Below are 22217 nucleotides of genomic sequence, written 5' to 3' on the forward strand. Positions count from 1 at the left end.
ATCAACGCGCTTGGTTCATGCGCTCGATGACCTGGCGGGTGATGTCATACTGAGGTTTGACATCGATTACCGCACCACGCTCGAGCACCAGGTCGAAACCACCTTTCTTGATGACTTCCTCGACGGCACCGTCGAGCTTGGGCTTGAGCTGCTTGAGCATGTCGCGATCAGCAACGGCCTTCGCTTCGTTGAGTTCCTTGGACTGGAACTGGAAGTCACGGGCTTTTTGCTTGAACTCGAGCTCCAGGCGCTCACGCTCCTGCTGCTGCATCTTGTCGCCACCCTTGATCAGTCGATCCTGGATGCCCTTGGCGCTGCTTTCCAGAGTTTTCAGCTGGTTCAGTTGCGGACCGAACTTCTTCTCGGCATCGACAGCGTACTTTTTGGCGGCGTCTGATTCGAGCAGCGCCATCTGGTAGTTCAGAACGGCAATCTTCATTTCGGCGAAAGCCGGGGTGGCGACCAGCGCCGCGGCCACTACGGCCAGTTGAGTCAACTTACGCACGATGCACTCCTGGATAAACCGTTGTCGTTAAGCAAGGGCCAAGCTTAGAAAGTCTGGCCCAGAGAGAATTGGAACACCTGGGTGTCGGCGTCGTCCGGCTTCTTGATCGGCATCGCCAGGCTGAAGCTCAACGGGCCCAGCGCGGTAATCCAGGTCACGCCCAGGCCGACGGAGCTGGCCATGTCGGAGAAACCGACCTTCGCGCAGTCAGGCTTGGAGCCGCAGTTGGTGTCGAACACGTTACCCACATCCCAGAAGACCGAGGTACGCAGCGAACGCTGGTCCTTGACGAACGGCAGCGGGAACAGCAGCTCGACACCACCCTGCACGAGGACGTTACCACCGAACGGCAGCGGGTCCTGGTCCGGGTCACGAATGGTACCTGGTTTGCCCCCCGGATTACCTTCGCCACGACTCGGCGTACTGCGTGGGCCCAGGCTGCTGTCCTTGAAGCCGCGGACAGAGTTGAAGCCACCCGCATAATAGTTCTCGTAGAACGGCAGGCCCGAGGTACCGCCGAAACCATCACCATAGCCCAGCTCAGTATGCAGGCGCAGGGTGTAGTCGTTGCTCAGTGGCTTGAACAGCTGGCCGCGGTAGTCAAGCTTGTAGAACGACAGGTCGCTGCCCGGTACGGTAGTTTCCAGAGTCAGGCTTTGCGAATGACCACGGGTTGCCAGCACGCCTTTGTTCAGGGTCGATTCGGACCAGCCGATCGACGCCTTGAAGTTCAGGAAGTTGTCGCCTTCCTTGTCGAGGAAGTCGAAGATCTCGTCGACGGTGTAGCGGCCGGTCTTGATCTTGTCTTGCTGCACGGTCAGGCCGTAGGTCAGGCGCGAGGTCTCGCTGATCGGGTAACCCAGGCTGACGCCGGCACCGAGGCTGTCTACTGCATAGCTCGCAACATCGACGTCAAGGTCGTCGTAGTTGGTGCTGCGGTAGAAGGCGTTGTAGCCCAGGCTCACGCCATCGGCAGTGAAGTAGGGGTCAACGAAGCCGAAGTTGTATCGGGTCTGGTATTCGCTTCGGGTCAGGCCGATGGACACCTTGTTACCGGTACCCAGGAAGTTGCTCTGGCTGATCGAACCACCCAGGATCAGGCCCGCGCTCTGGGCGAAACCGACGCTGGCGGTGATCGAACCGGAAGCCTGCTCCTCGACCGCATAGTTGACGTCGACCTGGTCGTCGGTGCCTGGCACCGGCGGCGTCTCGACGTTGACTTCCTTGAAGAAGCCCAGGCGCTCGAGGCGGGTCTTGGACTGGTCGATGAGATAAGTGGATGCCCATCCACCTTCCATCTGACGCATCTCGCGACGCAGCACCTCGTCTTCGGTCTTGGTGTTGCCGCGGTAGTTGATGCGGTTGACGTAGGCACGCTTGCCCGGATCGACGACGAACATGATGTCGACGGTGTGATCCTGGTCGTTAGGTTGCGGCACGCCGTTGACGTTGGCGAAGGTATAGCCTTCGTTACCCAGTCGACGGGTGATCAGGTCGGAGGTGGTGGTCATCACCTTGCGCGAGAAGACCTGGCCTGGCTGCACCAGCAACAGCGACTTGACCTGGTCTTCCGGCACTTTCAGGTCACCGGAGAGTTTCACGTCACGAACGGTGTACTTCTCGCCTTCGTTGACGTTGACAGTAATGTAGACGTGCTTCTTGTCCGGGGTAATCGATACCTGGGTGGACGCGATGTCCATGTTGATGTAGCCGCGGTCCAGGTAATAGGAACGCAGACGCTCCAGGTCACCGGAGAGTTTTTCACGTGCGTACTTGTCGTCGTTCTTGAAGAACGACAGCCAGTTGGTGGTTTTCAGTTCGAAGAGCTGGGAGAGGTCTTCGTCGCTGAACACGGTGTTGCCCACCACGTTGATGTGCTGGATCGCCGCGACGGTACCTTCGTTGATCTTGATCTTCAGGCCGACACGGTTGCGTGGCTGCGGCACGACCTCGGCATCGACCTCGGCCGAGTAGCGTCCCTGGGCCACGTACTGGCGCTGCAGCTCGTTACGCACGCCCTCGAGCGTGGCGCGCTGGAAGATCTCGCCCTCGGCCAGGCCGGACTGCTTCAGGCCCTTCATCAGGTCTTCAGTACTGATCGCCTTGTTGCCCTCGATCTCGATGCTCGACACCGATGGGCGCTCGACCACGTTGATGATCAGGACATTGCCGTCGCGATCCAGCTGGATGTCCTGGAAGAAACCGGTCTTGAACAGCGAGCGAGTCGACTCCACCAGGCGGCGGTCATCGACCTGGTCGCCTACGTTCAACGGCAACGCGCCGAACACGCTGCCGGCGGAAACCCGCTGCAGGCCGTTGACACGAATATCGGAGATGGTGAAGGACTCGGCGTGAACTTCAGCGATCATCAGTGCGGAGAGGACCGCAGTTAGCAGCAGACGTTTCATGAAGTCCTTTTATTCCAACTGGCAATAAACAACCCGCCACCGCAGCACGGCGGCAGGTTCGCAATAGAGCGAAGCGTTAAAGTCGACCCAGATCGTTGATCAGGGCGAGCAACATCACCCCAATGACCAAACTGATACCGATCTGGACCCCCCAACCTTGCACCCGATCCGAGAGCGGACGACCGCGCGCCCACTCGATCAGGTAGAACAGCAAATGCCCCCCATCCAGTACCGGGATGGGCAGCAGGTTCAGAACCCCCAGGCTTATGCTCAGGTAGGCTAGGAAATTCAGGAAATCCCCAACGCCCGACTGGGCTGAAGCGCCCGCCACTTTAGCAATGGTTATCGGTCCGCTCAAGTTTTTTACCGAGAGCTCCCCGAACAGCATTTTCTTCAGCGATTCAAGGGTCAGGACACTCATGTTCCAAGTGCGCGAGAGCCCCTCGCCGACCGCCTCCAGCGGCCCGTAGCTGACCTCTCGAAGCATGTTCGCAGGCCACTCGGCGCCTTTGACGCCAGCCCCCAGATAACCTCCGGACGCCTGCCCTTCCCCTTTGCGCGCCAGCGTCACCGGCAGTTCCAGCTGCGCGCCATCACGCTCGATACGCAGTAGCACCTTCGCCTCGGGGCGCGCCCGAACAGTGTCCACCACCTGCTGCCAGTCACCCAGTGCGACACCATCGAGTGCCAGGAGTCTATCGCCGGTCTTCAGCCCGGCAGCAGCGGCCGGGCCCTTGGGATCGATTTCGGCGAGCACCGGACTTACCGCCGGCCGCCAGGGGCGCAGCCCCAGGGACTGGATCGGGTCAGGCTCGTCGGCACCCTTGAGCCATTGATTCAGGCGGATTTCATGCTGACGCTCCAGCGTGGCGCCGTCGTCGCGCACACCCACCCGCAAGCTGCCGCTCTCGCCCAGGCGACGCACCAGTTGCAGATTGACCGCCGACCAGCCACTGGTCGGCTTGCCATCGATCGAAACAATTTCCTGGCCTGCCACAAGGCCTGCAGATGCCGCCAGGCTGCCCGACTCGACCGCTCCGATGACCGGACGCACCTGCTGGCTGCCGAGCATGGCGACCACCCAGAAGAACAGGATGGCGAGCAGGAAGTTGGCAATCGGACCGGCGGCAACGATAGCAATACGCTGTCCAACCGATTTGCGATTGAAGGATTGATCAACAAGCGCGGGCGGCACATCGCCTTCGCGCTCATCGAGCATCTTGACGTAGCCGCCCAGCGGAATCGCTGCGACGACAAACTCGGTGCCATGGCGGTCGTGCCAGCGCACCAACGGCGTGCCGAACCCCACCGAGAAGCGCAGGACTTTCACTCCGCACTTGCGTGCCACCCAGAAGTGGCCGAATTCGTGAAAGGTGACCAGTACACCCAGAGCCACCAGGGTGCCGATAATCATGTAGAGCGCAGTCATATCCATCTCCGAATGACGTTCAGCCAGGCCTGGGGCCGACGGGAAATCAGCGGCCGTGGCGCCTCAACCACTCCCGGGACAGCTCCCGGGCTCGCTGGTCGGCGGCGAACACCGCATCCAGCGAAGGCAACGGCACTACCGGCTCCTGCTCGAGCACCTGTTCGATCATACCCGCGATTTCCGGGAAGCGGATACGCCGCTGGAGAAATGCCTCGACCGCCAATTCGTTGGCGGCGTTGAGCACGGCAGGCGCACTGTTGCCCGCTTCGGCAGCTTCTCGCGCCAGGCGCAGACAGGGGAATCGCTGCTCGTCGGGCGCCTGGAAATCCAGACGGGCGACCGCGAACAGGTCCAGCGGCGCGACACCGGAATCGATCCGCTCAGGCCATGCCAGAGCGTTGGCGATCGGTGTCCGCATGTCCGGGTTGCCCAACTGCGCCAACACCGAACCATCCACATAGTCGACCAGCGAATGGATCACACTTTGCGGGTGTACCACCACCTCGACCGTGGCTGGCGCAGCATCAAACAGCCAGCAGGCCTCGATCAGCTCGAGCCCTTTGTTCATCATGCTTGCCGAGTCGACCGAAATCTTGCGCCCCATCGACCAGTTCGGATGAGCACAGGCCTGCTCCGGCGTGACGTCCATCAGCGCCTGCGCCGCGGTTTCACGGAAGGGCCCACCAGACGCCGTCAGCAGGATACGACGCACACCAACGTGCGCCAGGCCACGGGCATAGTCGCCGGGCAAGCACTGGAAGATGGCATTGTGCTCGCTGTCGATCGGCAGCAGCACTGCACCACTGGTGCGCACCGCTTCCATGAACAGCGCGCCGGACATCACCAGCGCCTCCTTGTTGGCCAGCAGCACCTTCTTGCCGGCCTGCACCGCCGCCAAGGTCGGACGCAGACCAGCAGCGCCGACGATGGCAGCCATCACGGTGTCCACTTCGCTGGCAGACGCAACCTGGCAGAGACCTGCCTCGCCTTCCAGCACTTCGGTGGTGCTGCCCGCCGCCGCTAGCCCTTCACGCAGGCGGGCGACCGAGTCGGCGTCCGGCACCACCGCATACGCCGGACGATGGCGCAGGCACAGGGCCAGCAATTCATCCAGGCGCGAATAGCCGCTAAGGGCAAACACCTGGTAGCGCTCGGGGTGACGGGCAATCACATCCAGCGTACTCAGGCCGATCGACCCGGTCGCACCGAGCACGGTAATCCGCTGCGGATGACTCACATCACACCCCATTCGGCCGCCCAGAGCAGCACGGCGAACATCGGGATCGCCGCGGTCAGGCTGTCGATACGATCCAGCACGCCGCCATGACCAGGCAGCAGGTTACTGCTGTCCTTGATGCCTTCGCGACGCTTGAACATGCTTTCGGTCAGGTCGCCAACCACCGACGACATGACCACGATCACCGCGCCGACCAGGCCGAGCAGCAACTGCCCCAACCCCCAGTCGCGCACGAGCCCGACCACCAGGGTGATCAACAGGCTCACGGCCATGCCGCCATACACACCCTCCCAGCTCTTGCCGGGGCTGACGTGCGGCGCCAGCTTGCGCTTGCCAAAGGCACGACCAGAGAAATATGCACCGATGTCGGCAGCCCAGACCAGCACCATCACCGCCAGGATCAAGCCATTGCCCAATGGCCAATGCTTGAGCAGCAACAGGCCTTGCCAGGCGGGTAACAGCACCAGCAGACCGATCAGCAGACGGCAGGCGGCACTGCTCCACAACTCAGCGCTACGTGGGTAGGTGAGCACCAGCCAAGTCGCCAGGCCCCACCAGATCACCGACGCCCCCAGCACCCAGGGCGCAAGGTCCGGCATGAGGTAGAGCACCATCAGCGCTCCAGCGACCACGGCGGCATAGGCGATGCGCAATGGCTGGGCCACCAACCCGGCCAGACGCGCCCATTCCCAGGCACCAAGGGTCACCACGAAACCGATGAACAGGGCGAAATCCGCGCCGTTGAGCAGGAAGAAACCGCCCAGCGCGATCGGCAACAGGATCAGCGCGGTAATGATGCGTTGTTTAAGCATTAAGCACGAGCTCCAGCCTCGACCTGCTCGCTGGTCTTACCGAAGCGGCGTTGGCGCGAAGCGAAATCGGCCAGTGCATTACGCATGGCCTCGTGTTTGAAGTCCGGCCAGTACAGGTCGGAGAAATACAGCTCGGCGTAGGCCAACTGCCACAACAGGAAGTTGCTGATGCGGTGTTCGCCGCCGGTGCGAATGCACAGGTCGGGCAACGGCAGGTCCCCCGTGGCAAGGCAGGTCTGCAGCAGACCGGGCGTGATATCGTCCGGGCGCAGATGGCCGGCCTGGACTTCGCGCGCCAGGCGCTGGGCAGCCTGGGCGATATCCCACTGACCGCCATAGTTGGCAGCGATCTGCAGGATGAAACGATCATTGCCGGCGGTCAGCGCTTCGGCTTCTCGCATCGCGGCCTGTAGCTCCGGATGGAAGCGCGAGCGGTCACCGATGATGCGCAGGCAGATGTTGTTGTCGTTCAGGCGCTTGGCCTCGCGGCGCAAGGCCGAGAAGAACAGCTCCATCAACGCACCCACCTCATCGGCCGGACGCTGCCAGTTCTCGCTGGAGAAGGCGAAGAGCGTGAGCACTTCGACCTTGGCCTCGGCACAGACTTCGATCACCGCACGCACAGCATCGACGCCGGCCTTGTGCCCGGCAACGCCAGGCAGCAGGCGCTTTTTCGCCCAGCGGTTGTTGCCGTCCATGATGATAGCGACGTGACGCGGCACCGACGAGGGTGCCGCCTGCTTGGTCTTTTCCATGAAAAAGTCCTGGCCTCAGACGGCCATCAGGTCCTTTTCCTTGGCTTTGAACGCAGCATCGACGTCTGCCACGAACTTGTCGGTCAGCTTCTGGATCTCGTCAGCTGCACGACGCTCTTCGTCTTCGCTGATTTCCTTGTCCTTGGTGAGCTTCTTCAGGTCGGCCAATGCGTCGCGACGCACGTTGCGCACGGCAACCTTGGCATCCTCGGCAACGCCGCTGGCCTGCTTGGTGTAGCCCTTGCGGGTTTCTTCGGTCAGGGCCGGCATCGGCACGCGAATGGTGGTACCGGCGCTCGACGGGTTCAGGCCCAGGTCGGAGGTCAGGATGGCCTTCTCGATCGCGGCGCTGAGGTTCTTGTCGTGGGCGACGATCTTGAGGGTGCGGGCATCCTCGACGGTGATCGCGGCCACCTGGTTCAGCGGCATCTCGCTACCCCAGGCCGGAACCTTGACGCCATCCAGGATGCTTGGGTGGGCGCGACCGGTGCGGATCGCTGCCAGGTTGCGGGCCAACGCCTCGAGGGACTTGCCCATGCGCTCCTGCGCGTCTTTCTTGATGTCGTTGATCATGCTTCGCCTTCCTCGATCAAAGTACCTTCAGCGCCACCCACCACGATGTTCAGCAGGGCGCCAGGCTTGTTCATGTTGAATACCCGCAATGGCATCTTGTGGTCGCGGCACAGGCAGATTGCGGTCAGGTCCATGACACCGAGCTTGCGATCCAGCACCTCGTCGTAGGTGAGGTGATCGAACTTCTCGGCATGCGGATCCTTGAATGGGTCGGCAGTGTACACACCATCGACCTTGGTCGCCTTCAGCACCACGTCGGCATCGATTTCGATGGCACGCAGGCAGGCTGCGGAGTCGGTGGTGAAGAACGGATTGCCGGTACCGGCGGAGAAAATTACCACATCCCCGGAGTTGAGGTGGCGAATAGCTTTGCGACGATCGTAATGATCGGTGACGCCGACCATGGAGATGGCAGACATGACCAGTGCCGGGATGTTCGAGCGCTCCAGCGCATCGCGCATGGCCAGTGCGTTCATTACAGTGGCCAGCATACCCATGTGGTCGCCCGTGACGCGGTCCATGCCGGCTGCACTGAGCGCGGCGCCGCGGAACAGGTTACCACCACCGATCACCAGGCCGACCTGGACACCGATACCGACCAGCTGGCCAACTTCCAGGGCCATGCGGTCCAGCACCTTCGGGTCGATCCCGAAGTCTTCCGAGCCCATCAGGGCCTCGCCGCTAAGTTTGAGCAAAATGCGTTTATAGCGAGGTTGGCGACCACTCACCTGCTGAGCCATTGCGAGTCTCTCCTGCGGCGTACTTTTAGAAAATTCCGTGCGGGCTGTGTGCAGCCTGCTAACTGTAGCGTGGCACTGCTTCAGTGCCAGCGCACAGGGCCAGATAAACCCTTGCGCGCTTTGACAAAGAGGCTGCGCGCGTGAGCGGGCAGCCTCTTCGGGGCGACAGACGAGTCCGTCTTACTGCTTGGCGGCAGCGACCTGGGCGGCAACTTCGGCAGCGAAGTCGTCAACCGGCTTCTCGATGCCTTCGCCAACTTTGAAGTAGGTGAAGGAAACGATTTCAGCACCGGCTTTCTTGGCCAGATCGCCGACCTTGACTTCCGGGTTCATGACGAAGGCCTGCTCTTTCAGCGAGGCTTCTGCCTTGAACTTGGTGATACGGCCGTTGATCATGTTCTCAACGATGTTTTCCGGCTTGCCAGCGATCTTGTCGGCGTTCAGCTGCAGGAAGACGCCCTTCTCGCGCTCGATGGCCTCGGCGGAGATTTCCGACGAATCCAGGAACTCAGGGTTCGAAGCTGCAACGTGCATGGCGATGTTCTTGGCCAGCTCTACGTCACCGCCTTTCAGAACGACGGCAGCGCCGATCTTGTTGCCGTGCAGGTAGGCACCGACCACGTCGCCTTCGACGCGAGCCAGACGACGGATGTTGACGTTCTCGCCGCACTTGGCGACCAGGGCTTCACGAGCGGCTTCACGCGAAGCGATCAGCGGAGCGGCGTCGGTCAGCTTCTGGGCGAAGGCTTCTTCCAGGCTTTCGGCAACGAAAGTCTTGAAGTCGTCTTGCAGGGCCAGGAAGTCGGTCTGCGAGTTCACTTCCAGCAGAACGGCGACCTTACCGTCGGTCTTGACGGCGATAGCACCTTCAGCGGCAACGTTGCCAGCCTTCTTGGCGGCCTTGATGGCGCCCGAGGCACGCATGTCATCAATGGCTTTCTCGATGTCGCCGCCGGCCTTTTCCAGGGCCTTTTTGCAATCCATCATGCCTTCGCCGGTACGCTCGCGCAGTTCTTTGACCAGCGCTGCAGTAATTGCTGCCATTTCAAAATCCTCTTGGAAAGTTTTTCAACCATTCCACCCGTTCATCACGGGCGTTCAATTCTGGAAATCCGCTGTCTTCACACCAGCGCCACGCATGATGCGGCGTGCTTGCTGACAGGAGGATTTCAGGTGGCAAAAAGGGGGCCAAGCCCCCTTTTCGCGTGCCAAGTAGACGCCAGGCGTCAATTACTCAGCAGCTGGTGCCGCCGCTTCTTCAGCGTAGACTTCGGTACCGCCGGCAACGTTGTTGCGACCGCGGATGACGGCGTCAGCCATCGAAGTCATGTACAGCTCGATGGCGCGGATTGCGTCGTCGTTGCCTGGGATCACGAAGTCAACGCCTTCCGGGCTGCTGTTGGTATCGACAACGCCGATGACCGGGATGCCCAGCTTGTTGGCTTCGGTGATTGCAATGCGCTCGTGATCGACGTCGATGACGAACAGTGCATCAGGCAGACCGCCCATGTCCTTGATACCACCCAGGCTGCGATCCAGTTTTTCCAGGTCGCGCGAGCGCATCAGGGCTTCTTTCTTGGTCAGCTTGGCGAAGGTGCCATCTTCGGCCTGGGTTTCCAGGTCGCGCAGACGCTTGATCGAAGCACGGATGGTCTTGTAGTTGGTCAGCATGCCGCCCAACCAGCGGTGATCAACGTATGGCGAACCGCAACGAGCAGCTTGCTCGGCGACCAGTTTGCCAGCGGAACGCTTGGTGCCGACGAACAGGATCTTGTTCTTGCCCTGGGCCAGGCGCTCTACGAACGACAGAGCGTCGTTGAACATCGGCAGGGTTTTTTCCAGGTTGATGATGTGGATCTTGTTGCGCGCGCCGAAAATGTACTTGCCCATTTTCGGGTTCCAGTAACGGGTCTGGTGGCCGAAGTGCACACCGGCCTTCAGCATATCGCGCATGTTGACTTGGGACATGATAGTTCCTTGATAAGTCGGGTTGGGCCTCCACGTATCCCAATGACCAACCCATGGATCCGAAGATCCCGGGCACCCAGGCCATCGTGTCGACACGTGTGTGGGTTTGAGCTGACGGGGACCTCCCCGAAAGCGGCGCATTTTATACCACAGACAGAAGACGAACGGAACCCGCAAGGTGCTTCATCCGTCAGTGGCTTTTGCAGCAGCCCGGCAATCGCGCCAGAATGCCCTCCATAGACCACCGGATCCGCGGTTTTCTCCCCACAGAACGCCGCCCTGCTCTGTTAGAATCCGGCCTTTCCCGTTTGTTGTGCGCCGCCCGGCGCCGTAGAGAGCCTGTAATGACCGTCACCATCAAGACCGCAGAAGACATCGAGAAGATGCGCATCGCCGGCCGGCTGGCTGCCGAAGTCCTCGAAATGATCGAAGAGCACGTCAAGCCTGGCGTGACCACCGAGGAACTCGACCGCCTGTGCCACGACTACATCGTCAACGTCCAGCAGGCGATCCCGGCGCCGCTCAACTACAAGGGCTTCCCCAAGTCGATCTGCACCTCGATCAACCATGTGGTCTGCCACGGCATCCCCAACGAAAAGCCGCTCAAGGATGGCGACACCATCAACATCGACGTGACGGTGATCAAGGATGGCTACCACGGCGACACCAGCCGCATGTTCCATGTCGGCACCGTCGCGCCCTGGGCCGAGCGCCTGTCCAAGGTCACCCAAGAGTGCCTGTACAAAGCCATCGAGCTCATCAAGCCGGGCTGCCGCCTGGGCGACATCGGCGAAGTGATCCAGAAGCACGCGGAAAAGAACGGTTTCTCAGTGGTTCGCGAGTTCTGCGGCCATGGCATCGGCAAGGTGTTCCATGAAGAACCGCAGATCCTGCACTACGGCAGGGCCGGCACCGGCATGGAACTGAAAGAAGGCATGACCTTCACCATCGAGCCGATGATCAACCAGGGCAAGGCCGACACCAAGGTGCTGGGCGATGGCTGGACCGCCATCACCAAGGATCGCAAGCTCTCGGCACAGTGGGAACATACGCTGGTGGTCACCGCCACGGGCTATGAAATCTTCACCCTGCGCAAAGACGACACCATTCCCCGTACCTCGGCGTAATTCAACTCAGGAAGGCGACTCGATGCCCCAGGTGGATCCAGAGCTGTTCGACCGTGGCCAGTTCCAGGCGGAACTGGCGCTCAAGGCAAGCCCCATTCCCGCCTTCAAGAAGGCTCTGCGCCAGGCCGCAGAAGTCTTCGACAGACGCTTTCGCGAAGGCGTCGAGATCCGCCGCCTGATCGAGGACCGCGCCTGGTTCGTCGACAATATCCTGCAACAGGCCTGGAACCAGTTCGACTGGGGCAATCCGGACGGCATCGCCCTGGTCGCGGTCGGCGGCTACGGCCGCGGCGAGCTGCACCCCTGGTCGGACATCGACCTGCTGATCCTGCTCGACCAGGCGGAACACGAGCAGTATCGCGACGCCATCGAGCGCTTCCTGACACTGCTGTGGGACATCGGCCTGGAAGTCGGTCAGAGCGTGCGCACCGTCGAGGAATGCGCCGAGCAGGCGCGCGCCGACCTGACAGTGATCACCAACCTGATGGAAAGCCGCACCGTCGCCGGCCCCGAGACGCTGCGCGAGCGCATGCTGGAAGTCACCAGCACCGCGCACATGTGGCCCAGCAAGGAGTTCTTCCTGGCCAAGCGTGCCGAGCTCAAGGCACGGCACCACAAGTACAACGACACCGAGTACAACCTGGAGCCCAACGTCAAGGGTTCGCCAGGTGGCCTGCGCGACATCCAGACGGTGCTCTGGGTTGCCCGCCGCCAGTACGGCACCCTCAACCTGCACGCGCTGGCTGGCGAAGGTTTTCTGCTGGAAAGCGAGAACGACCTGCTGGCCTCGTCGCAGGCCTTCCTCTGGCGCGTGCGCTACGCCCTGCACATGCTCGCCGGACGCGCCGAAGACCGCCTGCTGTTCGACCACCAGCGCAGTATCGCGGCGCTGCTCGGTTACAGCGACGAGAACCCCAAGCGCGCCATCGAGCAGTTCATGCAGCAGTACTACCGGGTGGTGATGAGCATCAGCCAGCTCTGCGACCTGATCATCCAGCACTTCGAGGAAGTGATCCTCGCCGACGACAATGGCAGCACCCAGCCGCTGAACTCGCGCTTTCGCCTGCATGACGGCTATATAGAGGCGGTCAACCCGAACGTCTTCAAGCGCACCCCGTTCGCCATGCTGGAGATCTTCGTGCTGATGGCCCAGCATCCGGAGATCAAGGGCGTACGCGCCGACACCGTGCGCCTTCTGCGTGAACATCGGCACCTGATCGACGACAAGTTCCGCAACGATATCCGCAACACCAGCCTGTTCATCGAGCTGTTCAAGTGCGAGATCGGCATCCACCGCAACCTGCGGCGCATGAACCGCTATGGCATCCTCGGTCGCTACCTGCCGGAATTCGGCCTGATCGTCGGACAGATGCAGCACGACCTGTTCCACATCTATACGGTCGATGCGCACACGCTCAACCTCATCAAGCACCTGCGCAAACTGCAGTACACCCCGGTGTCGGAGAAATTCCCGTTGGCCAGCAAGCTCATGGGACGCCTGCCCAAGCCTGAGCTGATCTACCTCGCCGGCCTTTATCACGACATCGGCAAGGGTCGCCAGGGCGATCACTCCGAGCTCGGTGCGGTGGATGCTCAGGCGTTCTGCGAGCGCCATCAGCTACCGGCCTGGGACTCGCGGCTGATTGCCTGGCTGGTGCAGAGCCACCTGGTGATGTCCACCACCGCCCAGCGCAAGGACCTCTCCGACCCGCAGGTGATCAACGATTTCGCCCTGTTCGTCGGCGACGAAACCCGCCTGGACTATCTCTACGTGCTGACCGTGGCCGACATCAACGCCACCAACCCCAGCCTGTGGAACTCCTGGCGCGCCAGCCTGCTGCGCCAGCTCTACACCGAGACCAAGCGCGCGCTGCGCCGGGGCCTTGAGAACCCGCTGGACCGCGAGGAGCAGATTCGCCAGACACAAAGCGCCGCGCTGGACATCCTCGTGCGCGAAGGCACAGACCCGGACGATGTGGAGCAACTCTGGTCGCAGCTGGGCGACGACTATTTCCTCAAGCACACCGCCGCCGATGTGGCCTGGCACAGCGATGCGATTCTCCAGCAGCCGGCCGATGGCGGCCCGCTGGTGCTGATCAAGGAAACCACCCAGCGCGAGTTCGAAGGCGGCACGCAGATCTTCATCTACGCGCCCGACCAGCACGACTTCTTCGCCGTGACCGTGGCGGCGATGTCGCAGCTCAACCTGAACATCCACGACGCCCGCATCATCACCTCCAGCAGCCAGTTCACCCTCGACACCTACATCGTGCTCGACAACGACGGCGGCTCGATCGGCGACAACCCGCAGCGGGTCAAGCAGATCCGCGAAGGGCTGACCGAGGCACTGCGCAATCCCGAGGATTACCCGACCATCATCCAGCGGCGCGTGCCGCGCCAGCTCAAGCACTTCAACTTCGCGCCGCAGGTGACCATCCTCAACGATGCCCAGCGCCCGGTGACCATCCTCGAAATCACCGCACCCGACCGGCCTGGCCTGCTGGCGCGCCTGGGGCGGATCTTCCTGGAGTTCGACCTGTCGCTGCAGAACGCCAAGATCGCCACCCTCGGCGAGCGCGTGGAAGACGTGTTCTTCATCACCGACGCCGACAACCAGCCGCTCTCCGACCCGCAACTGTGCAGCCGCCTGCAGGAAGCCATCGTCGAACAGTTGCAGGCCGGCCAGTCCAGCGATACCAGCCCTACCCGCGTGACCTTCTGACGATTACGAGACCTTGCGCCGATGAACCATGCCTTGACCCAGCTTCAGCCCTATCCCTTCGAGAAGCTCCGCGCCCTGCTCGGCAGCGTGAAACCTGCCGCGGACAAACGCGCCATTGCCCTGTCGATCGGTGAGCCGAAGCATGAATCCCCGGCGTTCGTCGCCAAGGCCCTGGCCGACAACCTCGATAAACTGGCGGTCTACCCCAGCACCCTCGGCCTGCCGGCCCTGCGCCAGGCCATCGTCCAATGGTGCGAGCGCCGTTTTGGCGTGCCCGCTGGCTGGCTCGATGCCGACCAGCATGTCCTGCCGGTCAATGGCACCCGTGAAGCGCTGTTCGCCTTCACGCAAACGGTGGTCAACCGCGCCGACGACGGCCTGGTGGTCAGCCCCAACCCGTTCTACCAGATCTACGAAGGCGCGGCGCTGCTGGCCGGAGCTACTCCGCACTACCTGCCCTGCCTGGAAAACAACGGCTTCAACCCTGATTTCGACGCGGTGCCGGTCGAGATCTGGAAGCGCTGCCAGATCCTGTTCCTGTGCTCCCCTGGCAACCCCACCGGCGCACTGGTGCCGATGGACACCCTGAAAAAGCTGATCGCCCTGGCCGACGAGCACGATTTCGTGATTGCCGCCGACGAGTGCTACAGCGAGCTGTACTTCGACGAAGACGCTCCACCACCAGGCCTGCTGAGCGCCTGCGCCGAGCTCGGCCGCAACGACTTCAAACGCTGCGTGGTGTTCCACAGCCTGTCCAAGCGCTCCAACCTGCCGGGTCTGCGTTCGGGCTTCGTCGCTGGCGATGCCGAGATCATCAAGCCATTCCTGCTGTACCGCACCTACCACGGTTGCGCCATGCCGGTGCAGACGCAACTGGCCAGCGTCGCCGCCTGGCAGGACGAAGCCCATGTGCGCGCAAACCGCGACCAGTACCGCGCCAAGTACGATGCCGTGCTCGAGATCCTGCAACCGGTGATGGACGTGCAACGCCCGGATGGCAGCTTCTATCTGTGGGCCAAGGTGCCGGGCAGCGACGCTGATTTTACCCGTGACCTGTTCGAAGCCGAGCACGTGACCGTTGTGCCGGGCTCGTATCTGTCGCGTGAAGTGGATGGCGTCAATCCGGGCGCAGGACGCGTGCGCATGGCGCTGGTTGCGCCTCTGGCCGAGTGCATCGAGGCGGCCGAGCGGATTCGCGGGTTCCTCGCAGGGCGCTGAAATGCCTCTCCCCTTGGGGCTGGCGTCAATGTCAGCCCCTAGGTAACTATCTAACGGCACTCGGGCGCTGGGATGTCTGAACGCGTGTCACCGCACAGACTTATGTAATGCCACGTAGCTTGATCGGTCGCAGATCATCCTGAGTTCCAACCACACCAGGAACTCTCCGATGTATACACTCGCCTCACTCCGTACTCGCCACCGCATCGATCAGCAGCTCTCCCATGATCTGGCCGTTACCGAGAACCCCCGCAACAGGGGCCAGAGCAACGGCGGTCGAAAAAAGCGCGGACTGATCGAGACCGGCCGACTATGGGCACCCGGTCGTACTTTGTGGATCTCGTTTCTCGGTGCTCCGGACAGAAAGCTCAAGATGTCGATCTTCGAACTGGCTTGCCAGTGGGTGGATCTTTCCGGCGCCAACCTGGAGCTTGATCTGTCAGAAGATGATGACAAACATGCCCAGATCAGGATCCTCACAGGCGAACATGCAGAGCACAACGAATCAGACATCGGCACCGATGCACTGGCTAGTGAAGGCTACACCATGTCGCTGAATGTCATACCGGGGGATGAATCATTCGAATCCACCGTGTTACACGAGTTCGGCCATGCACTAGGATTCGAACATGAACAGCTACACCCCGATGCCACCATCCCCTGGAACGAGCCGGCTCTATTCGAAGCTGCCAAGCAATCGGATGACTGGTCAGAGCAAGACATCAGGGAGACTTACCTGAACAAACGGCCCGACAACGAACTGATCAAAACCCAGTACGATCCGCTCTCTATAATGCATTACCCGATTGCGGCCTGGATGACCTTGGATGGATCCGAGGTAGTCCAGAATACGGAGCTCAGTGCGAAAGACCTCGAGATGATGCGCCTGGCCTACCCACACGACTGACGCTAACGAACCTGCCCCAGGTTCGCCTCGCTCATGTCCAGTTCACCCAGCACCTGGCGCACTACTTCATCCCCCACCAGGTGCTGGCGATGCAGGCTGTACAGTTCCAGCCGCTGTGCGCGCAATGCACGCAAGCGCAAGCGGCGCTCCAGAAGATCCATCTGCTCGGCCAGCGCACGCGCTTCGGCGCTGTCGTTGTAACTGTCCAGCTCATCCCGGTATTCCGCCATCAGGCGCGCCTTCAACTCGGTCGCCAGCGTCGCCTGGGCGGCATCCTGCGGGGCATTGGCATCGATGACCTCCTCGGCCTCCAGTGCATGGATAGCGGCTTCCGCGGTGCGTCTCCAGGCTTCCTGTACTTCCTGATGCAGGCGTTCGTCCGGGCTCTTGGTCACCCCGCGCAACAGAATCGGCAGGGCGATGCAGGCACTGATCAGCGACAGCAGGATCACCCCGGCGGCAATGAAGATCAGCAGATCACGCTCCGGGAACGCCTGGCCGGCCCCGATCAGCAAGGGCACCGACATCACACCCGCCAAGGTCACGGCCCCGCGCACGCCGCCCAGGGTCAACAGCCAGCACGAACGTGCGCTGGGCATCAGCACCAGCGCCGACTTACCGCGCCAGCGGCGCAGCACGCCGATAGCGCGCCACACGCTTTGTACCCAGACGAACCGCAGCAGCACCAACGCCACGAAGATCGCCACCACATCGAGGCAGCGCCAGGCCAGGGTCGGCCACAACGACGTTTCATGGCTGACCACTGCCTTGATGATGTCGGGTAATTGCAAGCCCAGCAGCAGGAAGATCAGGCCATTGAAGGCGAACTCCAGCAGCGACCAGACGCTGCGATTGAGCAGGCGCGTACTGGTCTGGCGCGGCAACAGGTCGAGCCAGCTCTGCATCATCCCTGCCGCCACCGCCGAGAGAATGCCCGAGACACCGAGTCGTTCGGCCAGCACGTAGGCGGCAAACGGCAACAGCAGCATGAACACCACATGCGTCGCCGGATCGTCCCAGCCCCGAGCGATCATCCAGGCACGCAGGCGCCCCACCAACCAGCTCAGTCCCACGCCAACCGCAAGCCCGCCGATGGCTACCAGCACGAACGTCAGGCTGGCATCGGTCAGCGAAAACACCCCGGTAATGGCCGCTGCCAACGCGAACTTGAACGTCACCAGGCCCGTGGCATCGTTCATCAGCGCTTCGCCCTGGAGCATGTGCATCAAGGGTGTTGGCAGGCGATCCTGGGTAATCGCCGAAACGGCCACCGCGTCGGTGGGCGAGAGCACCGCAGCCAGGGCGAACGCTACCGGCAGCGGAATGCTTGGCAGGATCCAGTGGATGAAGTACCCCGCCCCCACCACGGTGAACAGCACCAGCCCCACGGCCAAGGCCACCACCGGGCCACGAATGCGCCATAGCTCGCGCTTGGGGATACGCCAGCCATCGGCGAACAGCAACGGTGGCAGGAACAGGAACAGGAACAACTCGGGATCCAGGGCCACGTGCAGGCCGAGTGTTGGCCAGGCCAGCAGCGCTCCAGCGCCGATCTGCACCAGTGGCAGGGGCAGCGGGATCATCCGCCCCACCAGCTTGGAGACACTGACCAGCATCAGCAGGATAAGAACGGTATAAGCTGACTGCATGTGGCGTGTTTCCCTTTTCGATTCAAAAGCGGTCCTGGTCGCCTTGGACAACGCCGTCGGTAACTGGACACATATAGTAACGAGCCAAGCCGCCAACGAACTGCTGCACCTAAGTCGCAAGTCGCCGGAGAAGATGTAACGCCATGCTACACAAACAGCTGATTCAGGAACCGCTGTTATAACTCCAACATCGTCATAACAAGGAAGGTCTTTCGATGAGTACGTCACCGAGCAACCACACAATCAGCAACGATAGCCCCGATCGCGCCCTGCTCGTGATCGATATCCAGAATGACTTCACCCCCGGCGGCGCCCTGGAGGTGCCCCGCGGCGACGAGATCGTGCCGCTGGTCAACCAGATCGCCGTGAATTTCCGCACTGTGGTCCAGGCCCAGGACTGGCATCCCGCCGGGCATATCTCCTTCGCTTCCAGCCATCCCGGCAAGAACCCCTACGACATCATCGAACTGCCCTACGGCCCCCAGGTGCTTTGGCCGGATCACTGCGTGCAGGGCAGCCAGGGTGCCGAATTCCACCCCAAGGTAGACCTGCCCCACGCCCAGTTGATCGTGCGCAAGGGCGGGAACCCGCTGGTAGACAGCTACTCGGCCTTCTTTGAAGCCGACCAGAAGACCACCACCGGCCTCGCCGGCTACCTGCGTGAAAAAGCGGTCACCAGCGTCTACGTGGTGGGCCTTGCCCTGGATTTCTGCGTGGCCTGGACTGCCCTGCACGCACGGCGCGAACGCTTCACCACCTATGTAGTGCTGGACGCCTGCCGCGCCATCGACAAAGACGGCTCGCTGGAAAATGCAATGAGCAAGATGCAGCACGCCGGGGTGAATTTCATCAAGTCCGGGCAGTTGCTCGACAAAGGCTGAAAACTCGTCGGTCAGAAGCCGGCGCCACAGCCGTGGCGCCGTGCCGAGAGTTACCGCATAATCCTGCCCACCCCAATTTTCGAGGAGTTGCGGGGTCGGCCCGGAAAGCTCCGACGACCCTTGACGTTCAATGGCTTACATTCTCTACGGCATCAAGGCCTGCGACACGATGAAGAAAGCGCGTACCTGGCTCGAGGAAAAAGCCATCGGCTACGACTTCCACGACTACAAGACCCAGGGCATCGACCGTGACAGCCTGAACCGCTGGTGCGACGAACACGGTTGGGAAAAGATCCTCAACCGCGCCGGCACCACATTCCGCAAGCTCGACGACGCGCAAAAGGCCGGCCTTGACCAGGCCAAGGCCGTCGAGCTGATGCTCGCCCAGCCGTCGATGATCAAGCGCCCGGTCCTCGACCTCGGCGACAAGACCCTGGTGGGTTTCAAACCGGATCTGTACGCGGCCGCCCTGCAGTGAGCCGCCCGTTGTCAATCCATTTCAGTACGAGGTAACCGCATGTCCACCACTCTGTTCAGCCTGGCCTTCGGTGTCGGCACCCAGAACCGCCAGGGCACCTGGCTGGAAGTCTTCTACGCTCAGCCCCTGCTCAACCCGTCCAGCGAGCTGGTCGCGGCCATCACCCCGATCCTCGGCTACGAAGGCGGCAACCAGGCGATCGCCTTCAGCCCGGCCCAGGCCGCCCAGCTCGCCGACGCGGTCAAGGGCGTGGATGCCATCCAGCACGCACTGCTGACCCGCCTGGCCGAAAGCCACAAGCCACTGGTCGCCACCCTGCTCGCCGAAGACGGTGCGCTGACCTCCACCCCCGAGGCCTACCTCAAGCTGCACCTGCTGTCGCACCGCCTGGTCAAGCCGCACGGTGTTTCCCTGGCCGGCATCTTCCCACTGCTGCCGAACGTGGCCTGGACCAACCAGGGCGCCATCGACCTGGCCGAACTGGCCGAGCAGCAATTGGAAGCACGCCTGAAGGGCGAACTGCTGGAAGTGTTCTCGGTGGACAAGTTCCCGAAGATGACCGACTACGTGGTCCCGAGCGGCGTGCGTATCGCCGACACCGCCCGTGTGCGCCTGGGCGCCTACATCGGCGAAGGCACCACCATCATGCACGAAGGCTTCGTCAACTTTAACGCTGGCACCGAAGGCCCGGGCATGATCGAAGGCCGCGTCTCGGCCGGCGTGTTCGTCGGCAAGGGCTCGGACCTGGGCGGCGGCTGCTCGACCATGGGCACCCTGTCCGGTGGCGGCAACATCGTCATCAAGGTTGGTGAAGGGTGCCTGATCGGCGCCAACGCCGGTATCGGTATCCCCCTGGGCGACCGCAACACCGTCGAAGCCGGCCTGTACATCACCGCTGGCACCAAGGTAAACCTGCTCGACGAGCACAACGAGCTGGTCAAGGTGGTCAAGGCCCGTGACCTGGCCGGCCAGACCGACCTGCTGTTCCGCCGCAACTCGCTCAACGGTGCGGTGGAGTGCAAGACCCACAAGTCGGCCATCGAGCTGAACGAGGCGCTGCACGCGCACAACTGAGGACTTTGCAGGCCGCTGCAAGAGCGGGCTTGCCCGCGATCAGCGGACGCTCGGTGCTTGAGATGTTAAGATCGGGTCTGGCACTACGCCAGACCCGATTTTCATTCCAGGCCCCGCGATCATGTTCCAGCCCTCCCCCTGGCGTGCCGACTTTCCCGCCATCACCGCCCTGCAACGGCAGCGTCAGACCTACCTGGACAGCGCCGCCACAACGCAGAAACCCCAGGCCCTGCTTGACGCCCTGAGCCACTACTACAGCCATGGTGCAGCCAATGTGCACCGCGCCCAGCACCTGCCCGGTGCGCTGGCGACCCAGGCATTCGAGACCAGCCGCGACAAGGTTGCCACCTGGCTCAACGCCGTTGACTCCCGGCAGATCATCTTCACCCACGGCGCCACCTCGGCGCTCAACCTGCTGGCCTACGGTCTGGAGCATGGCTTCGAAGCCGGCGACGAAATCGCCGTCAGCGCACTGGAGCACCACGCCAACCTGCTGCCCTGGCAACAATTGGCGCAGCGCCGCAATCTGCGTCTGGTGGTGCTGCCGCTGGACGAGCATGGCCGGATCGACCTCGAGCACGCCTTGCAACTGATCGGGCCGCGCACACGCCTGGTCGCGCTGAGCCAGTTGTCCAACGTGCTCGGCACCTGGCAGCCATTGCCTGCGCTGCTTGCTCATGCCCGCGCCCAGGGCGCTTTGAGCGTGGTCGATGGCGCCCAGGGCGTGGTTCATGGCCGCCACGACGTGCAGCAGTTGGGCTGCGATTTCTACGTGTTTTCCAGCCACAAGTTGTATGGCCCGGACGGGGTTGGCGCGCTCTATGGCCGCACAGAGGCCTTGGCACGGCTGCGACACTGGCAGTTCGGCGGTGAGATGGTGCAACTGGCCGACTACCATGAGTCAAGCTTTCGTCCCGCGCCACTGGGCTTCGAGGCGGGTACGCCGCCGATCGCCAGCGTGATCGGCCTGGGCGCGACCCTCGACTACCTCGCCAGCCTCGATCCTGCGGCCGTGGCGGCCCACGAAACCAGCCTGCACCAGCACCTGGTGCGCGGCCTGGCCGACCGCGAAGGCGTGCGCATCCTCGGCACCCCACAGAGCGCACTGGCCAGCTTCGTCATCGACGGCGTGCACAACGCCGATATCGCCCACCTGCTGACCGAACAAGGGATCGCAGTGCGCGCCGGGCACCATTGCGCCATGCCATTGCTCAAGGGGCTTGGGCTGGAAGGCGCGATCCGCGTTTCGCTGGGGCTGTACAACGACAGCGACGACCTGCAGCGCTTCTTCGATGCGCTCGACCAGGGTCTGGAGCTGCTGCGGTGAGCCTGCCCGAAGCAGCCCAGCAGGCGCTGGACACCTTCACCCAGGCAAAAGGCTGGGAGCAGCGTGCGCGCCTGTTGATGCAGATGGGTGATCGCCTGGAGCCACTGGACGAGTCTGACAAGACCGACGCCAACCGCGTGCATGGCTGTGAAAGCCTGGTCTGGCTGGTGGCTGTGCAGGTCGACGGACAGTGGCGCTTCAAGGCAACCAGCGATGCCCGGCTGCTGCGCGGCCTGCTGGCGTTGCTGCTGGTGCGGGTGCAGGGGCTGGGCAGCGAAGATCTGGCCGGGCTGGACCTGCGCGAGTGGTTTACGCAACTTGGACTGGAGCGACAGCTTTCGCCCTCACGCAGCAATGGGCTGCATGCGGTGTTGCTACAGATGGCGGAGTTGGTAACCAGCCCTTGA

Annotated in this window: 20 protein-coding genes; 9 read left to right on the plus strand and 11 right to left on the minus strand. The window is 62.3% G+C overall.

What is annotated here, in order from left to right:
• Position 1 precedes the first annotated feature (1 nt).
• The 10 genes from AC2CGW_RS03575 to rpsB all read right to left on the minus strand — a co-directional run bounded on the left by AC2CGW_RS03575 (position 2) and on the right by rpsB (position 10427).
• Positions 2 to 505, minus strand: coding sequence for an OmpH/Skp family outer membrane protein (locus AC2CGW_RS03575; protein ID WP_054891073.1), 504 nt, complete (start codon positions 503 to 505; stop codon positions 2 to 4).
• A gap of 44 nt (positions 506 to 549) precedes the next feature.
• Positions 550 to 2913, minus strand: coding sequence for an outer membrane protein assembly factor BamA (bamA, locus tag AC2CGW_RS03580; RefSeq protein ID WP_063545919.1), 2364 nt, complete (start codon positions 2911 to 2913; stop codon positions 550 to 552).
• A 76-nt stretch (positions 2914 to 2989) separates the two neighbouring features.
• Positions 2990 to 4342, minus strand: a complete 1353-nt coding sequence (rseP, locus tag AC2CGW_RS03585; RefSeq protein WP_186667233.1) for an RIP metalloprotease RseP — start codon at positions 4340 to 4342, stop codon at positions 2990 to 2992.
• 46 nt (positions 4343 to 4388) lie between these two features.
• The gene (gene ispC, locus AC2CGW_RS03590; protein WP_484573551.1) at positions 4389 to 5579 is read right to left on the minus strand and encodes a 1-deoxy-D-xylulose-5-phosphate reductoisomerase; all 1191 of its coding nucleotides are present in this window, start codon (positions 5577 to 5579) and stop codon (positions 4389 to 4391) included.
• Positions 5576 to 6391: a phosphatidate cytidylyltransferase gene (locus AC2CGW_RS03595; protein ID WP_484573552.1), complete on the minus strand. Its 816-nt coding sequence runs from the start codon at positions 6389 to 6391 to the stop codon at positions 5576 to 5578. Before AC2CGW_RS03595 ends, ispC begins: the two co-directional genes overlap by 4 nt.
• Positions 6391 to 7146, minus strand: a complete 756-nt coding sequence (uppS, locus tag AC2CGW_RS03600; RefSeq protein WP_186667235.1) for a polyprenyl diphosphate synthase — start codon at positions 7144 to 7146, stop codon at positions 6391 to 6393. Before uppS ends, AC2CGW_RS03595 begins: the two co-directional genes overlap by 1 nt.
• A gap of 15 nt (positions 7147 to 7161) precedes the next feature.
• The gene (gene frr / locus AC2CGW_RS03605) at positions 7162 to 7719 is read right to left on the minus strand and encodes a ribosome recycling factor (protein ID WP_186667236.1); all 558 of its coding nucleotides are present in this window, start codon (positions 7717 to 7719) and stop codon (positions 7162 to 7164) included.
• On the minus strand, positions 7716 to 8459 hold the full coding sequence (gene pyrH, locus AC2CGW_RS03610) for a UMP kinase (RefSeq protein WP_023381972.1): 744 nt from the start codon (positions 8457 to 8459) through the stop codon (positions 7716 to 7718). The genes frr and pyrH overlap by 4 nt, the downstream gene beginning before the upstream one ends.
• 180 nt (positions 8460 to 8639) lie before the next feature.
• Positions 8640 to 9503 (minus strand): translation elongation factor Ts, encoded by an 864-nt coding sequence (gene tsf, locus AC2CGW_RS03615; RefSeq protein WP_186667237.1) that lies wholly within the window; start codon positions 9501 to 9503, stop codon positions 8640 to 8642.
• Positions 9504 to 9689: 186 nt separating this feature from the next.
• Positions 9690 to 10427 carry a 30S ribosomal protein S2 gene (gene rpsB / locus AC2CGW_RS03620; protein ID WP_054891081.1) on the minus strand — a complete coding sequence of 246 codons (738 nt, stop codon included), beginning with the start codon at positions 10425 to 10427 and terminating at the stop codon, positions 9690 to 9692.
• A 344-nt stretch (positions 10428 to 10771) separates the two neighbouring features.
• On the opposite strand from rpsB, the gene map reads away from it, so the two are divergent.
• From map to AC2CGW_RS03640, 4 genes are all read left to right on the plus strand, one after another.
• The gene (gene map / locus AC2CGW_RS03625; protein WP_186667238.1) at positions 10772 to 11554 is read left to right on the plus strand and encodes a type I methionyl aminopeptidase; all 783 of its coding nucleotides are present in this window, start codon (positions 10772 to 10774) and stop codon (positions 11552 to 11554) included.
• Positions 11555 to 11576: 22 nt separating this feature from the next.
• Positions 11577 to 14276 (plus strand): [protein-PII] uridylyltransferase, encoded by a 2700-nt coding sequence (locus AC2CGW_RS03630; RefSeq protein ID WP_186667239.1) that lies wholly within the window; start codon positions 11577 to 11579, stop codon positions 14274 to 14276.
• A 21-nt stretch (positions 14277 to 14297) separates the two neighbouring features.
• Positions 14298 to 15494, plus strand: coding sequence for a succinyldiaminopimelate transaminase (dapC, locus tag AC2CGW_RS03635; RefSeq protein ID WP_186718847.1), 1197 nt, complete (start codon positions 14298 to 14300; stop codon positions 15492 to 15494).
• 169 nt (positions 15495 to 15663) lie between these two features.
• Positions 15664 to 16401, plus strand: coding sequence for a zinc metalloprotease (locus tag AC2CGW_RS03640; protein WP_484573553.1), 738 nt, complete (start codon positions 15664 to 15666; stop codon positions 16399 to 16401).
• Positions 16402 to 16403: 2 nt separating this feature from the next.
• Here AC2CGW_RS03640 and AC2CGW_RS03645 read toward each other — a convergent pair whose 3' ends face one another.
• Positions 16404 to 18050 carry a Na+/H+ antiporter gene (locus AC2CGW_RS03645; protein ID WP_484573554.1) on the minus strand — a complete coding sequence of 549 codons (1647 nt, stop codon included), beginning with the start codon at positions 18048 to 18050 and terminating at the stop codon, positions 16404 to 16406.
• A 215-nt stretch (positions 18051 to 18265) separates the two neighbouring features.
• Here AC2CGW_RS03645 and pncA point away from each other — a divergent pair, with 215 nt between their 5' ends.
• The 5 genes from pncA to AC2CGW_RS03670 all read left to right on the plus strand — a co-directional run bounded on the left by pncA (position 18266) and on the right by AC2CGW_RS03670 (position 22217).
• A complete protein-coding gene (gene pncA, locus AC2CGW_RS03650) occupies positions 18266 to 18931 on the plus strand; it encodes a bifunctional nicotinamidase/pyrazinamidase (protein ID WP_186667243.1) in 666 nt (221 codons plus the stop codon).
• 130 nt (positions 18932 to 19061) lie between these two features.
• Positions 19062 to 19409 carry an ArsC family reductase gene (locus tag AC2CGW_RS03655; protein ID WP_186667244.1) on the plus strand — a complete coding sequence of 116 codons (348 nt, stop codon included), beginning with the start codon at positions 19062 to 19064 and terminating at the stop codon, positions 19407 to 19409.
• Positions 19410 to 19448: 39 nt separating this feature from the next.
• Positions 19449 to 20483, plus strand: a complete 1035-nt coding sequence (gene dapD / locus AC2CGW_RS03660) for a 2,3,4,5-tetrahydropyridine-2,6-dicarboxylate N-succinyltransferase (protein ID WP_186709269.1) — start codon at positions 19449 to 19451, stop codon at positions 20481 to 20483.
• A gap of 121 nt (positions 20484 to 20604) precedes the next feature.
• The gene (locus AC2CGW_RS03665; RefSeq protein WP_186718844.1) at positions 20605 to 21810 is read left to right on the plus strand and encodes a cysteine desulfurase; all 1206 of its coding nucleotides are present in this window, start codon (positions 20605 to 20607) and stop codon (positions 21808 to 21810) included.
• Entirely contained in the window at positions 21807 to 22217 is a 411-nt protein-coding gene (locus AC2CGW_RS03670) for a SufE family protein (RefSeq protein WP_484573555.1), read from the plus strand. The genes AC2CGW_RS03665 and AC2CGW_RS03670 overlap by 4 nt, the downstream gene beginning before the upstream one ends.

The sequence above is a fragment of the Pseudomonas sp. SYWMCR5 genome (assembly GCF_057197165.1).

Coding starts and splice junctions, on each gene's coding strand:
- bamA (WP_063545919.1), bottom strand. CDS start 2,913: ATGAAACGTCTGCTGCTAACTGCGGTCCTCTCCGCACTGATGATCGCT.
- rseP (WP_186667233.1), bottom strand. CDS start 4,342: ATGACTGCGCTCTACATGATTATCGGCACCCTGGTGGCTCTGGGTGTA.
- AC2CGW_RS03595 (WP_484573552.1), bottom strand. CDS start 6,391: ATGCTTAAACAACGCATCATTACCGCGCTGATCCTGTTGCCGATCGCG.
- uppS (WP_186667235.1), bottom strand. CDS start 7,146: ATGGAAAAGACCAAGCAGGCGGCACCCTCGTCGGTGCCGCGTCACGTC.
- frr (WP_186667236.1), bottom strand. CDS start 7,719: ATGATCAACGACATCAAGAAAGACGCGCAGGAGCGCATGGGCAAGTCC.
- pyrH (WP_023381972.1), bottom strand. CDS start 8,459: ATGGCTCAGCAGGTGAGTGGTCGCCAACCTCGCTATAAACGCATTTTG.
- tsf (WP_186667237.1), bottom strand. CDS start 9,503: ATGGCAGCAATTACTGCAGCGCTGGTCAAAGAACTGCGCGAGCGTACC.
- rpsB (WP_054891081.1), bottom strand. CDS start 10,427: ATGTCCCAAGTCAACATGCGCGATATGCTGAAGGCCGGTGTGCACTTC.
- map (WP_186667238.1), top strand. CDS start 10,772: ATGACCGTCACCATCAAGACCGCAGAAGACATCGAGAAGATGCGCATC.
- AC2CGW_RS03630 (WP_186667239.1), top strand. CDS start 11,577: ATGCCCCAGGTGGATCCAGAGCTGTTCGACCGTGGCCAGTTCCAGGCG.
- dapC (WP_186718847.1), top strand. CDS start 14,298: ATGAACCATGCCTTGACCCAGCTTCAGCCCTATCCCTTCGAGAAGCTC.
- AC2CGW_RS03640 (WP_484573553.1), top strand. CDS start 15,664: ATGTATACACTCGCCTCACTCCGTACTCGCCACCGCATCGATCAGCAG.
- AC2CGW_RS03645 (WP_484573554.1), bottom strand. CDS start 18,050: ATGCAGTCAGCTTATACCGTTCTTATCCTGCTGATGCTGGTCAGTGTC.
- pncA (WP_186667243.1), top strand. CDS start 18,266: ATGAGTACGTCACCGAGCAACCACACAATCAGCAACGATAGCCCCGAT.
- AC2CGW_RS03655 (WP_186667244.1), top strand. CDS start 19,062: ATGGCTTACATTCTCTACGGCATCAAGGCCTGCGACACGATGAAGAAA.
- dapD (WP_186709269.1), top strand. CDS start 19,449: ATGTCCACCACTCTGTTCAGCCTGGCCTTCGGTGTCGGCACCCAGAAC.
- AC2CGW_RS03665 (WP_186718844.1), top strand. CDS start 20,605: ATGTTCCAGCCCTCCCCCTGGCGTGCCGACTTTCCCGCCATCACCGCC.